This window comes from Bacteroides nordii, assembly GCF_019930665.1.
Taxonomy (GTDB): Bacteria; Bacteroidota; Bacteroidia; order Bacteroidales; family Bacteroidaceae; genus Bacteroides; species Bacteroides nordii.
On record NZ_CP082886.1, the window covers coordinates 1,179,108 to 1,192,915 of the forward strand.

The following is a 13,808-nucleotide window of genomic DNA, read 5'->3' on the forward strand; positions in this document are numbered from 1 at the left end:
GGCTTAGGTAGATTATCACTCTGTACCCGAATTGATAGGACGTAAAAAAGAGTGGGGCGCTTATTTGAGTGTTCAATGGGGGAGGTTGATTGAGAATAACGAGTTGGGTGCCAATTAACTGCGTTATCACATAGCACAGCAATTGGCACATTAAACTATTACTCCTCAATATCCAGCTCTTTGATTATATGTGAAGCTCCCGCATACTTTTCAATAATGAAGAGAGTATAGCGGATATCTACACAAGCGGCACGCTGAGAAGAGGGACGGAAGGCGATATCTCCTGTCAATCCTTCATAGTTTCGGTCAAAGCCGGTACCTATCAGTTGACCTTTGCCATTGAATACCGGACTACCGGAATTTCCTCCTGTATTGTCAGTATCTACAATGAAGCAAACAGGCATTTCACCATTCTTCATAGCATAGCGTCCATAATCTTTTGCTTCGTATAGTTGCTTCAACTTAGCGGGTACAACGAATTCCCAGTTATTAGGATCTTCTTTTTCCATAGCACCTTTCAGAGTTGTATAATATTTGTATACTGCTCCGTCCGCCGGTTCATATGAGGCTACTTTACCATATGTCAGTCTCAGTGTAGAGTTGGCATCCGGATAAATAGGAATACCTGCTTCCTGACGCATATCCATCATACCTTTCACCCATACTTTGTGGGCAGCATCATAGTTTGTATTAGCATCATGCATTGCCAATGCTGTCTGCATCAATCCGTCGGTGATAGAATGTTTGAACAGAATCATCCAGTCTTTGTCTATTTTGTTCAGGTTGGGTTTTTGAAGGAACTTTTCAAAATTTTCTTTATTCCCAAAGATAGAATACTTAAAACAGGCATCTACAAATGCATCACTATCTCCTTTGAACCGGCTGTCTATCACTTTGAATATGCTGATTCGCTGTTCTTGGGGTATATAGCCCATATAAGTTTTCAGCATTTGTTTGCCTACCAGTTTCTCTACTTCGGGGAAAGGTACAGAAGCGAAATACTTTTCACCTGCGATTTTCAGTTCTTCAGTTGCCTTTTGAATTTCTTCTTTATTTTTCTTCTGTAATGCCGTTGACAGTGTTTTAGTTGACGGTATCTTCATAAAGTCCAGAGCTGTCACCAGTGCTTCGTTGATAGCTTGCTGGTGATACATGGCGTCACGACGATGAGCAACGATGGAACGTATCTCGTCAAATGCTTTCTGATAAGAATCATCTCCTTTTTCACGTCCGCGAGCCAATAGTTGCTCTTGTTGTGCACGTTTCGTATCCAGTACTTTGAGACGGATTAATCCTTCGTTCATGCCAATAGCATTCTTCCAGTAATTGGCGGATGAAGCATATTTACTGGCATAGTGAATGCGCACGGCAGGATCTTTCAACATTTGTTCCATTAATACTTCCTGACGGTCACCGCGTACATGCTGACGCATGAAGTTGGTGGTCTGCATACGTTCTTCTACCTCGTCGGAAATCATATAACGCCAGTTGCGTCCGGGGAATCCCATTACAAAAGTAAAGTCTCCTTCCTGTATTCCTGCAAGGCTGATTGTGAGATGTTTCTTCACTTTCAATGGAACATTGTCTTTGGAGTATTCAGACGGTTTACCGTCTTTATCAGCGTAGATGCGAAACAAAGAAAAATCACCGGTATGGCGAGGCCACATCCAGTTGTCTGTATCAGCACCAAACTTACCGATGGAAGAAGGAGGGGCACCTACCATGCGGATATCACTATACACCGTTTTAACAAAAAGATAATAACGGTTGCCTCCGTAGAAGGTTTTCAGTTCCAGTTTGGTTGCCGGGGTTACTTCGATATTTTCTGCTTTGGCAAAACGATCGGCTACTTTCTCCAGGTATTTGGGAGACAGGTAATTGGTTCCGTTAGGATCTTTATCTATCTTCAATTGTTCGTTGACGTATGGTGTGACGTCCAGTATACGGTCAATAAAAGTGATCTTCAGCCCTTCGCAAGGAAGTTCTTCATCCCGGTTCATTGCCCAGAAACCATCTGTCAGGTAGTCGTGTTCCACACTACTGTGTTGCTGGATAGCACCATATCCACAGTGGTGGTTAGTCAGTACTAATCCTTCTGCCGAGATCACCTCTCCGGTACAGCCGCCACCAAAGTGGACAACTGCATCTTTAAGGGCAATTCCATTAGGACTATATACTTCTTCAATCGGAATTTCCAGTCCGAGTTCTCTCATAACAGCAGCGTTCTGAGCCTGTAAGTCGGTCAGCATCCACATACCTTCGTCGGCATGTGCTGTAAGGGCCACAAGAGAGAGGGCAGTTATTAATAATTGTTTTTTCATTTATATATAATAATGTGCTAATTTGCCAATATGTCAATGTGCCAATTGCTTGCGCTGTTATGCTGAAGAGCAATTGGCATATTGACATATTAACAAATTGAATAATTATTCTACAATTGTCATTTCATCAATTAAGTGTCCGCATCCGCCAAGTTTATCGAGGATGAAAAGAACATAACGGATATCCAGGTTGATACAGCGTTGCAGGTCATTATCGAAATTGATATCCCCACTCAATGATTCCCAGTTGCCGTCAAAAGCACAACCGATCAACTCACCGTTCTCATTCAGCACAGGGCTTCCGGAATTACCACCGGTGATGTCATTGGTTGAAAGGAAGCAGACAGGCATATCACCATTAGGCATTGCATAACGTCCGAAGTCTTTCTTTTCGATCAGCTCTTTCAGTTTTGCAGGCACATTGAACTCGCGGTCTTCCGGGTTTTCTTTTTCCAGAATACCGTCTGTTGTAGTATAGTACTTATAGAACACACCGTCTCTTGGGCTGTAAGGTTTCACATTACCGTAAGTCAGACGTAGCGTGAAGTTGGCATCCGGATAAGAAGGAACGGGGAGTTTCATTTCGCCCAGGCCACGGATATAGATTTTATGCAGTGAGTCCAGCTTTTCATCTTCAGCCTGAAGTGCTGATCTGAGTTCTATCAGTTTTTCATATTTTCCACGTGAATATTGAGTAGCCAGATCTTTTTGGATGGCTTTTACAGTTGGCTTTTTGATAAACTTATCAAAGTTAGCCTGGTTAGCCATAATAGAGGAGTCGTACATTGCATCAACGAACTTGTTATAATCTCCTTTATATTCTTTTTCAATCGTGTTGTAGAAGTTGGGGCGCTGTTCTGCCGGAATCATTTCAGCATAAAGCGGGAACAAAGCTTTGGCTACTTTACGATCTACTTCGTGGTCATAATCTTTGTCATGAATATCGGCAAAGACTTTTTTCAGAATTTCGATATTGGCGTTAATGGCAGAATCATTCTTTTCTTCCAGTGCTTTTTCCAGTTTTTCCATGATCTGATAAGGACTTCCAAATTCAATGGCAGCGAAGAAAGCTTCTGTCAGACAAGTAGCTTGGTAGGTGAGAGGAGCGGTAATGGCTATCGCATCATCAATTTCTTTCACTACATTCATGTAGGCTGCATTGTTCTTTTCTTTGGCAAATTGTGCAAAACGTGCTTCTTGTTCTGCTTTTGTACCCAGCACATCATTATCAATAATGGCTTTATTCATTCCGATCGAATTTTTCCAGTAATTGGATGAACCTGCATATTTGTTGGCATACTGGATACGGGTCTTATCACTGGCGTTCATGACTTCCTTCAGTATGTTCAAACGGGCTGTACGTATACGAATACGTGGTTCGTTGGTAGAGTTCATACGTTCTTTTACTTCCGAAACAGTAAGATAACGGCTGGTGCTTCCGGGGAATCCCATAATCATGGCATAATCACCTTCTTTCAGTCCTTTCAAAGAGATAGAAAGATGTTTTTTGGTTTTCAAAGGTACATTGTCTGCACTGTATTCAGCAGGCTCGCCATTGGCATCTGCATAGATACGGAACATAGAGAAATCGCCGGTATGGCGAGGCCACATCCAATTATCCGTTTCACCACCAAACTTACCTACTGATGAGGGGGGAGCAGCCACCATACGTACATCCGGGTATACTTTCTTATAAAACATGTAGAATTTGTTACCTGCATAGAACGGCAAAGCCTGCGGAACAATACCTGGCTTTTCATTCAGATCACTCTTTGCATAGAGGTCTTTTGCAAGTTTATTAAGAAACTTCGGAGTAAAAGATTCAGCTTCTGTGATCTCTTTAGACTCTATCTTCTGGTTTACAAGATCTGTGATATCTTCAATTCGTTCGATAAATGTGAATTTTAATCCCGGGGTTGGTAATTCTTTATCTCTTGAAGTAGCCCAGAAACCGTCTGTCAGATAATCGTGCTCTACCGAACTATGTTGTTGGATAGATGAATATCCGCAATGATGGTTAGTCAGGATAAGTCCTTCCGGTGAGATAATTTCTCCGGTGCATCCACCACCAAAGATACCTACTGCATCTTTCAGGGATACTCCATTCGGGTTATAGAGATCAGTTGCTTCCAGCTTTAATCCCTGTTTTTTCATCATGTCGATGGAGTTTTGCTGCTGCATCAACTGTAACAACCACATTCCTTCGTCCGCTTTAACGGAACAAACGATTAGCGCCATTAGCGCCAGTACATAAAGTTTTAGTTTATTCATCTTTTTGATTTATGATTTATAAATTATGATTTATTATTTACGAATAATGTTCAAAGAGTTTTTTTCTTCTCCCATCTCAATTCTCCCTTCTCCCTTTTATAACTCTCCCTTTTTTATGGCTTCCATTATATTTGCCGGAGCACGTTTATTCATCAACTCTTTTTTCATGAAATCCATATAGGGTGCTACATGCTGGAAAAATTGATAATAACCTTTGCAAAGGTAGTTCAGTCCGGGTTCTCCGCTTGCTGTTCTTATAAAACGGTTCTTCGGACATTCTCCGTTACAGGCAAATAAGAACTCACACTCTTTACATTGAGTTGGAAGAGAGCTCTGCTTCATTTGTCCAAAGGCATTCTGCTTTTCGCTATACATCATCTCTACCAGAGTCTTGTTGTAAATATTCCCCAGTTTATATTCCGGGAATACAAAGTGGTCGCAAGAGTATACATCTCCATTGAATTCCATTACTCCGGCATGGCCGCAAGTCTTGGCCATAGAGCAAACGCCGGGTTGTTCACCAATCCAATTAGCGAGTGTTGAATCAAATAATTGTATATAGTAGTTTCCTACATCTTCTTTTACCCATTCGTCAAATAGGGTACATAGAAAGTTACCCCATTGTTCCGGGGTAATGGAAAAGTCTGCAAGTTCACCACCTTCCTGTTCGGCAAGTGAAGCTAAATGACGTCCGTCAGTGTGCTTGAAAATACGTTCTACGATAGGAGCAAACTGTATATAATGACAATCGAGTTCTTTGAAGAAACGGTAAAATTCCAGTGGATAGTCTGCATTATAGTCATTTACTACTGCCATGGCATTCCACTCCACTTTGTGCTTTTTGAGCAGGTTGATGCCCTGCATTACTTTTATAAAAGAAGGTTTTCCCTGCTTGTTTTTGCGATATTCATCATGGAATTCCTGTGGACCATCGATAGACACGCCTACCAGCCAGTTGTTTTCACGAAAGAATTCACACCATTCGTCCGTCAGCATAGTACCATTGGTCTGTATGCAGTTATCTATTGTACGTCCCCGGGCATATTTTTTCTGTAGTTCCATCGCCCTTTTATAAAAAGATAAAGGGCGCATTAATGTTTCTCCGCCATGCCATGTGAAAAGCACCTGTGGCATTGTCTGAGAGTTAATATATTCTTCAATGAACTTTTCCAGAAGTTCTTCACTCATTACATGTTTGGGATTCTCTTTATATAATTTAGCCTTTTCCAGATAGTAACAATAATCACATGCGAGATTACACACTGCTCCAACGGGTTTTAGCATCACGTAGAGCGGTTTGGCAAAGGGTGCGTAAGTTGACATTCTATTATATTATGAATTATAAATTATGAATCAGAATCGTTAATGTTGACTATTTGTCAAGTCATAGCTTGCAAATTTAGGTAAACTAAATGAAAATACATACCCAAAACTGGTGTTTATAAGGATTATTAAAGAAAAGAGTCTTACAAGTTTTAAATATTGATAAAATGTTTCATTCAAATCTGAATCCGTTGTACCTTTGCAGCATGAAAACCTACAAACAGATGCGTGTGAGTAAATTTTTGCCTTTATTGCTTTTGCTTCTCGTCTTTACTTCCTGTGGTCGCAAGTATAAGATAGAAGGTTCGTCATCGGTAAGCAGCCTTGATGGAAGAATGTTGTTTATAAAAACATTGCAGGAAGGGAAATGGATAAAACTTGATTCGGCAGAGGTTATTCATGGACTGTTTTCAATGAAAGGTACTGTGGATTCTGTGATGATGGCTACTCTCTATATGGATGATGAGGCTATTATGCCTTTAGTGATAGAAAAAGGTGATATTAAAATAACAATTACCAATACAGAACTGGCAGCCAAGGGTACTCCTCTTAATGATGCTCTTTATGAGTTTATCGATAAGAAAAATGCCATGGATATGAAGATTGAAGAGTTAGAACATAAGGAAGCCCGTATGGTGATGGAGGGTGCTGATCTTGCTGATATTCATGAACAGTTGACGAAGGAGGGGGAAGCGTTGATTAATGAGATGAATCAGTATGTTAAGTCGTTTATATCTGATAATTATGAAACGGTGTTAGGCCCCAGTGTCTTTTTAATGTTGTGTAGTAATCTTCCTTATCCCGTAATGACTCCACAAATAGAGGATATAATGAAGGATGCTCCCTATTCTTTTAAAATGAATAAAATGGTGAAGGAGTTTGTTTCTAAGGCAAAAGAGAACATGCAACTTATCCAGGAACACCAACGTTTGGAACAAAACGCTGCTGTAAGTAACTGATCTAAGAGTTTTTTGTGTATTTTTGCACAAAACTCAATATAGACATGTTACGACGTACTACTTATCATTTTCTATCTTTGCTCATTCTATCCTTATGGGTAATGTCTTGCCAGACGACTCCCGATTCAGTCGTTCAAACATTATCTTTGGTTGAAAAATGCATGGAGGTAGCCCCGGATAGTGCTCTTAATCTTCTAAAACGTATACCCAACCCTGATGTTTTACATGGTAAAGCCCAGGCTGACTATAGCTTGTTGATGACACAAGCTATGGACAAAAACTACATTAAACCGGAATCGGATTCTTTAATTGCAATTGCAGTAGGATATTATGGCTCTCATGATGAGAATTGGATAGCTAAAGGAAAGGCGTTCTTTTATTATGGTAGAGTAATGAAAGAACTGAATCGCCCGGAAGATGCTATGAGGTATTATTTGAAGGCCAGAAGTATATTCGAAGGGAGCAAGGAGTACAGAACATTGGGACTTATTTTAGAAGAAATGGGAACATTGAACTGGAACCAGGATCTTGCAGACGAATCTCTTTTGAATTATCAAGAAGCTCTGAGTTGTTATCGTATAATTAAGGATACTTGTTGTATGAGCTATGCATTAAGGAGTATTGGACGGTATTATCTTTCTATAGGTGCCAGTTCTGATAGTGCGTATACCTATTATCAAAAAGCTTTGGAGTTAGCTCATCGTTCTAAATGTAAATCAGAATTAACTATTCTTCAGGAATTAGGGTTATTACATCGAATGAAAAGAGATTATCAGAAAGCTGAATATTATTTGTTGCAAGCTCTTGAACTGGACGGAAAAACATCTCTTTTCTCAGAGATATATCTTTCTTTGGGGTATAATTGTCTTTTAATGGATAATAAAGATGAAGCTGAAAAATATTTGAAAAGGGCTACAGAGGCTACTAATATTTATACACAAGCAGATACTTATAGATTATTATTTGAATTAGAAAAAATGCGTAAGAATCCTTGGGAAGCTATAGAATATAAAGAGAAATCTGATTCATTAAATAGAGAAATTCAAAAAGCAGAGATAAGAGAAACGGTAGCGAGTTTACAGAAGAAATATGAGAATGAGAAGTTACAAAACGAAAATCTTCAATTGAAGATAAAGAATCAGACGATTGTTTGGCTTTGTTTCTTATTGGCCCTTTTGGTTTTTCTTGGTGCTTACTATTTTTATTACAGACAACGTCAGAATAAGAAACGAATACAGGAGATTGAAAAACAGATTGTTGAAAACAGAGAAGAGATAGCACTCTATCAGGAAGAGTTGGTAAATTACCAGGAATTGCAAAGTGAATCCGAGGACTATCGTACTAAGATTGGAGAATTGAATGGAAAAGTTTTGCTTCTGCAAGGACAGAATAAAACGCTAACAGAACGTTTGAATACATTGGGTGGTGATATTGATAATTCGTGTTCGCCTATTGATGCAAGGTATATATCTACATTCCGTATGTTACTTTCGTTAAAGTCTGGTGCTGTGAAAGGAGAACTCTCTCGTCCGGATTGGGAATGTTTGTTTGACTTATTTAATTATTTGTATTCGGATATGCTTATTCGTCTGCAGGAAGAATATCCTACATTGACTAAACATGATCTTGAAATTTGTTGTTTATTGAAGTTTGGTTTTACTAATGATGCGTTAAAACGTGTCTTTTTCACTACATCTGACTCTATAACTAAAGCCAAAGGTCGATTGAAAAAACGCTTAAATATATCAGCTCAGGAGGATTTAGACCATTTTATACGAAAATACTAAGAAAATAAATTTCCAATTGTCCGGGTCGATAATTTTTTATTTTCTGTAATTGTTTGATATATAACTGTTTACTTCTTATTGGACTAACTCAAATTGTCCGGGTCGTTTTTTTGCTTTTCTCATCAGTACATTGTACATTTGGAGAAACAAAAAACAGTATATTTATGAAATCACGTTTGTTTATGTCATTATTGGTAGCATTGTTTATGATGAGCAATGTTTTTGCAGGTACTCCTCTTGAAGATGGGTTAGTATTAAAAGGAGAATTCTCTCAGATTGGTAGTCGTTCGTTAGATCCTGCTATTCCTATTGAAGCAACTTTCGAAGGAAATGTTTTGATTGTTGAATTTACCGCTCCTGTAGGTGATGTGAATATAGTAATAAAGGATGCCACTCAAAATGTGTACACCTCTTCTATAGAGGTAACTGCTTGCGGGCAATCACTTGCTATTCCTGTAGAAGATTACAATGCTGGTACTTATACAATAGAATTTAGAAACTCAAAGGATGGTTATGTTTATGGCAATTTTACATTAATGTAATCCATAAATATAATATGAGGAAAATTCTATTTTCTGCTTGTTGCAACACATATACACAGCAAAAGACCTGTGAAGGTTTGATAAAGCTGTTGAAAGATGGACGTTATCAAGTGGATATGGCAGGCGATGTTGCCAAGGAGATGTGGCTTTCTTATAATCTTGCCTTTGCTTTTAATAGAAGAGGTTATGAGAAAATACAGACATTACGCCCTGCCATTCCAATTGTTTATTCGATCTTGGCAGATGATTATGAAGATGAGTTTATAGAAGATGCCACGCAGTATGAACATTTACTGCTCATTGCACCGGAAAAAACTTATTCCTGTGATAGTTGTGTTACAGCTCTTCCTTTTCCGTGGGACGGAGAAGTGGATAGGTATCTTAAATATCCGTATTCCAAGCCTGCTGTTCTTGTTGGAGTGGGTAATGGGCGTTCGGCATTAAGAACATTTATTGTTTTGAACACACTGACTCAATATAAGATTAATATCATTTATTCGGGAGAACAGGAACTTTATGATATAGGATATGCATCTCATGTAACTGTACGTGAAGAATTTGAGTTAGATACATTGATACAAAATGCCAGTCTTGTAATAGGTCATAAATATGTGGCTCTGCAAGGAGCTTTACATAAAAAGCCTGTTATCGTTATTGGTGATTATGGATCAGGTGGTTTGTTGACTTCTGCCAATGTAGTGGAACAATATCATAACCACTTCTTGGGCAATATAGGTGGAGAATTGGATGAATACTTTTCTCTGGACCAATTGCAAAAGGAAATAACAGCAGCTTCTAAACTTTCTGTACGTGAGTTGGAGGCCATTGCAGAAAAATTGAAAAAAGAAATGTCAGAGAATAATAGAAAAGTATGGAACATTGTTTCATCTTATTCGATAATACGAAATTCCTAAATCTTACATGTTTTCTAAATTGTAGTAATTAGATTTGATTTGTATAGATTAATACACGATTGGTTGGGGTGTGGGGTACGTGAGTATCCCACACTTGTTTTAATATATAAAAAGAGTCTGAATCTATTATATATATCTGTAATACAATACGTTAAAAAGTACGTACTTTATACGTATAAAGTATGCATTTTAACGATGTATTAAATAGGTAATTAACACATACTTAAATACGTACTTTTGTAATATAAAGAATCTATCCCCGATATATTGAAAAAATGATATATCTGTTTTCGCCTAATTTGTATGTTTTTGATGTTTGGTTGAGTGTAATACGGTTGTTTATGCTCATGATCAGTATTTGTTTAGTGGTATTAAAGGGTAGGGACCCTAATAATTTTTTAATGTTGGATAAAGCTTTTAATCAATAAGCAGGGGGTAGTTGTGGATTATGGAACATCACTGCGTCCCAGTATTCCACGAACAAAGGCCAGGATAGATGAAATGTTGAAATAATGATGATTTTTCTTTTTGTAAGATTATTGTAAGACTTTTCTTTTGTTTTTCTTTTGAGATTTCTTCATTTTTGTATCCTTGATGATGGGGTACTACTTTTATTCTATGAAACAATCGTTTATGATAGGAATTATATTCGGCAGGGATGAATATTGGTAGCTATTTCAGAAATCTAAAGAGGGTATAAACGGGAGGTACGCAAGCTGAAAATATTATACATCTTGTGCAATTTTAACATTTTGATTATCAATGCTATAGCTATCCCATCCCCCTTTTTTTCTCTCTACAAGGAACGGGTCGAAACTCTAAGGAGATCGGGTCGATCTCCTTAGAGAAACGGGGTGAAAGTTTATAAAATAGACATTAAGTGCAAGGTATAAATAAAAATATCAAGTTTTATTGTAATGAAAAAAGCGATTAGTTTAAAGCAAAAAATAAAGGTGGGTCTTACTGTTATGCAAAAGTGTACACTCTTGTGGTGCAATATTGTACATTCTTGTCATACAAAAGTGTACAATGTAGTATGACAAGAATGTACACTTTTATAATTGCTGATTATCAGATTGACTATGCCTGTATTCACTTTACACATTTTGGTTAATATCTACTGTTTTCCTTCACAGTTTCTTGATTGTTTTACTGTTTCACTTTACACCTTCAGGAATACCTTATTGATTATCTTACCTGCTCGTCTTTCCGATCATAAATCAATACATCCCATAAACAGTGTATTTTTCCAGCTTCTAAATTAGCTATTTATTGACTATCCTGCAAATCATATTATGAAAAACACCGCGGCGGTTCGCCTTAGCGGCTGGAGGCGCGAAGCCTCCAAAGAGCGTTAAGCGGCTACACTTGCTCTCATAGCTTTGGGCGTTTTCATGTTATTGCTCATATGTGGTCGCACATTATTGTAGAAGTCAATGATTTCCGTTATCTTACTTCTAGCTTCAACAATGTCTTTTGGACGTTTCTGACGGTATAGCCACTCCTGTTTAATAATACCATTAACCCGCTCGGCTATCGCATTGTCAGTAGGGTTACTATCTTCCGTCATGCTGATAGAGATTTGCATTTCTTTCAATCTCTCAACATATCTGTTACAACAATACTGTGATCCTCTGTCAGAATGATGAATCAATTTACTGAAATCGGTATCAGGAAACATAGCAATAGCTTGATTAAGTGCTTCTAAAGTGTTATCTGCAACGAGACTACCGGATAGGATCCAACCCACTATTTCATGAGTAAAGGCATCTGTAAGCAAGTGGAGATAGCAAACACCGGCATCTGTTTCAATATAAGTAATATCTGCCACCCATAAACGATTTAAAGTCTTTGGCTTATAGTCTTTTATCAGGTTTTTATACTTCCGATAGTTATGGTTGGAGTTGGTAGTATGACGCCTTTTCAAAGGAGAAAGCATGAGACCTTTGCGACGGAGCAGGTTATAAAAACTGTCCCGCCCCATCAACTTCCCCTCATATACTTCCTTTAGGATCAGAAATAACTTATAGGCACCAATACCGGGTGCTGATGACCTGATTTCGCGTACAAGTTGGGCGACTTTGACCTCCGTGAGAATACGGTCTGAAAGTACTTGCGTACTTACTGAATAATACCCTTCTCTACTCTTACCAAACAGTGAGCACAGGCTTCCGATGGAAATCTTTGGATGCCTGTGCCGAAGGGTATTTACTGCTTGGCGCCAGCTTTTTTTAATAAATCGATGCCGTATTCTTCACGACCGATTTTTAAGACTTCAGACAGAGCCTCATTGCGAAGTTCGGAGTATTCCAAAGCTTTACGAAGACGAAGTAACTCCGCCTGCAACTTTTCTTCCTTAGATAAGGAAGAGGTTACTTGGGACTTTTTTTCTTTCGCTTTGCGCATCGTTTCTATTTGAGATAATAAATCCTGGGACAAAGATAAGTCTTTTGCAGACAATATCAAGGCTTTTTCCCATCTGTAAATACTCCCATGAACCAAACCATCTCGCTGCTCGATGAAATATTTGGTCAAACCAGAACGATAATAATCACTTAATACTTTAAGTTTAAAATCTAAACTATACCTACAACGAGGAGATACTTTACTTGCCATATGAATTTTTATAATGTTAAAACGGTGTAAAGTAAAACTGTATTAAGTCAGATAGATACAATGCCAGGTGTCGACTTCCATCCTTCCTTTGCGGTGAACACTTACAGTCGTTTCAAACAATAAACATTTTAATTATGCCAGTTACAGGTACTTTAACAAATTGACTATTTCTACCGGATTACTTTAAACTCTATCATTTTATGACTTTATAACTCTACCATCACCTGTCACACACACCTCATACAGTGAGTACTCAGCGATCCTGATCTTCATTATTTACCATGCCTTTGTGTTTTTCCGGCAAAGCACTTTCTACGGCAGCGTAGGCTTCTGCCATTGTCTCTTTTATGTTTTCTATCCCTTTGCCTTTAGGCGGGATAGGATCATGGATTGTCAGGATCATGCGGTGAGGGTGAATCCATTTTCCCGTACGGGGAAGGATTTCAAATGAACCATCTATGGTAACCGGAACCACTGCCAGTTGCAAATCGTCTGCCAACTGAAAAGCTCCTTTCTTGAAGTACCCCATATGCCCCGTGAATGAACGTGCCCCTTCGGGGAATACTACCAGTGACACACCGTCTTTCAATGAGTTTTTTGCTTGCCGGATGGTTTCAAGTACCTTTTTCGGTCCCGAACGGTCTACGAAGATATGTCCTGCACTTTCGCACGCTTTACCCACGAAAGGAATCTTTCGCAGACTCTTTTTCATCATCCACTTGAAGTTACGTCCCAGAAAACCATAGATGAGGAATATATCAAAAGACCCTTGATGGTTAGGCACAAATATATAAGACGTACGTTTATGTATCTTTTCACGCCCGTGTACTTTTACCGGAATCAGCAGGAACAGACAGATGAGTTGTGACCATATTTTGCCAGGGTAATATCCCCAGAAGTGTGCTCCACCCAGCAGAGAACCTACAGTTGTGACTATGGCTGTGAGAATAGTCAGCACTAATAATATAGGTAATGCAATGCAAATCTGATAAATATAATACAGTATTTTCATAAGCGTTGGATTTTCGGAGGACAAAGATACAGAATCTCTTTCTATTGTTACGTCTCAAAGTGA

Annotated in this window: 10 protein-coding genes; 4 read left to right on the top strand and 6 right to left on the bottom strand. The window is 38.5% G+C overall.

Annotated features, from left to right (window positions below):
- Positions 1 to 158: 158 nt before the first annotated feature.
- The 3 genes from K8P02_RS04460 to K8P02_RS04470 form a co-directional block, all read right to left on the bottom strand.
- On the bottom strand, positions 159 to 2,321 hold the full coding sequence (locus K8P02_RS04460; RefSeq protein ID WP_025868170.1) for a S46 family peptidase: 2,163 nt from the start codon (positions 2,319 to 2,321) through the stop codon (positions 159 to 161).
- Positions 2,322 to 2,426: 105 nt separating this feature from the next.
- The gene (locus tag K8P02_RS04465) at positions 2,427 to 4,592 is read right to left on the bottom strand and encodes a S46 family peptidase (RefSeq protein ID WP_223382067.1); all 2,166 of its coding nucleotides are present in this window, start codon (positions 4,590 to 4,592) and stop codon (positions 2,427 to 2,429) included.
- 96 nt (positions 4,593 to 4,688) lie between these two features.
- Entirely contained in the window at positions 4,689 to 5,915 is a 1,227-nt protein-coding gene (locus K8P02_RS04470) for an anaerobic sulfatase-maturation protein (RefSeq protein WP_002561758.1), read from the bottom strand.
- A gap of 230 nt (positions 5,916 to 6,145) precedes the next feature.
- Here K8P02_RS04470 and K8P02_RS04475 point away from each other — a divergent pair, with 230 nt between their 5' ends.
- The 4 genes from K8P02_RS04475 to K8P02_RS04490 all read left to right on the top strand — a co-directional run bounded on the left by K8P02_RS04475 (position 6,146) and on the right by K8P02_RS04490 (position 10,117).
- The gene (locus tag K8P02_RS04475; RefSeq protein WP_025868171.1) at positions 6,146 to 6,874 is read left to right on the top strand and encodes a DUF4369 domain-containing protein; all 729 of its coding nucleotides are present in this window, start codon (positions 6,146 to 6,148) and stop codon (positions 6,872 to 6,874) included.
- A 44-nt stretch (positions 6,875 to 6,918) separates the two neighbouring features.
- A complete protein-coding gene (locus K8P02_RS04480) occupies positions 6,919 to 8,661 on the top strand; it encodes a hypothetical protein (protein WP_025868172.1) in 1,743 nt (580 codons plus the stop codon).
- Between the two features lie 164 nt (positions 8,662 to 8,825).
- The gene (locus tag K8P02_RS04485; protein ID WP_025868173.1) at positions 8,826 to 9,203 is read left to right on the top strand and encodes a DUF3244 domain-containing protein; all 378 of its coding nucleotides are present in this window, start codon (positions 8,826 to 8,828) and stop codon (positions 9,201 to 9,203) included.
- Positions 9,204 to 9,217: 14 nt separating this feature from the next.
- Entirely contained in the window at positions 9,218 to 10,117 is a 900-nt protein-coding gene (locus K8P02_RS04490; RefSeq protein ID WP_025868174.1) for a hypothetical protein, read from the top strand.
- 1,354 nt (positions 10,118 to 11,471) lie between these two features.
- Here K8P02_RS04490 and K8P02_RS04495 read toward each other — a convergent pair.
- The 3 genes from K8P02_RS04495 to K8P02_RS04505 form a co-directional block, all read right to left on the bottom strand.
- A complete protein-coding gene (locus K8P02_RS04495; RefSeq protein WP_155896531.1) occupies positions 11,472 to 12,368 on the bottom strand; it encodes an IS3 family transposase in 897 nt (298 codons plus the stop codon).
- Complete coding sequence (locus K8P02_RS04500) at positions 12,326 to 12,733, bottom strand: hypothetical protein (RefSeq protein ID WP_223382069.1); 408 nt, start codon at positions 12,731 to 12,733, stop codon at positions 12,326 to 12,328. Before K8P02_RS04500 ends, K8P02_RS04495 begins: the two co-directional genes overlap by 43 nt.
- 253 nt (positions 12,734 to 12,986) lie before the next feature.
- Positions 12,987 to 13,745: a lysophospholipid acyltransferase family protein gene (locus K8P02_RS04505; RefSeq protein WP_002561753.1), complete on the bottom strand. Its 759-nt coding sequence runs from the start codon at positions 13,743 to 13,745 to the stop codon at positions 12,987 to 12,989.
- Positions 13,746 to 13,808: the final 63 nt, after the last annotated feature.

Bases quoted from the DNA above. Each gene is read 5' to 3' on its own strand.
- K8P02_RS04465 (WP_223382067.1), bottom strand. From the start codon at position 4,592: ATGAATAAACTAAAACTTTATGTACTGGCGCTAATGGCGCTAATCGTT.
- K8P02_RS04485 (WP_025868173.1), top strand. From the start codon at position 8,826: ATGAAATCACGTTTGTTTATGTCATTATTGGTAGCATTGTTTATGATG.
- K8P02_RS04470 (WP_002561758.1), bottom strand. From the start codon at position 5,915: ATGTCAACTTACGCACCCTTTGCCAAACCGCTCTACGTGATGCTAAAA.
- K8P02_RS04480 (WP_025868172.1), top strand. From the start codon at position 6,919: ATGTTACGACGTACTACTTATCATTTTCTATCTTTGCTCATTCTATCC.
- K8P02_RS04500 (WP_223382069.1), bottom strand. From the start codon at position 12,733: ATGGCAAGTAAAGTATCTCCTCGTTGTAGGTATAGTTTAGATTTTAAA.
- K8P02_RS04490 (WP_025868174.1), top strand. From the start codon at position 9,218: ATGAGGAAAATTCTATTTTCTGCTTGTTGCAACACATATACACAGCAA.
- K8P02_RS04460 (WP_025868170.1), bottom strand. From the start codon at position 2,321: ATGAAAAAACAATTATTAATAACTGCCCTCTCTCTTGTGGCCCTTACA.
- K8P02_RS04505 (WP_002561753.1), bottom strand. From the start codon at position 13,745: ATGAAAATACTGTATTATATTTATCAGATTTGCATTGCATTACCTATA.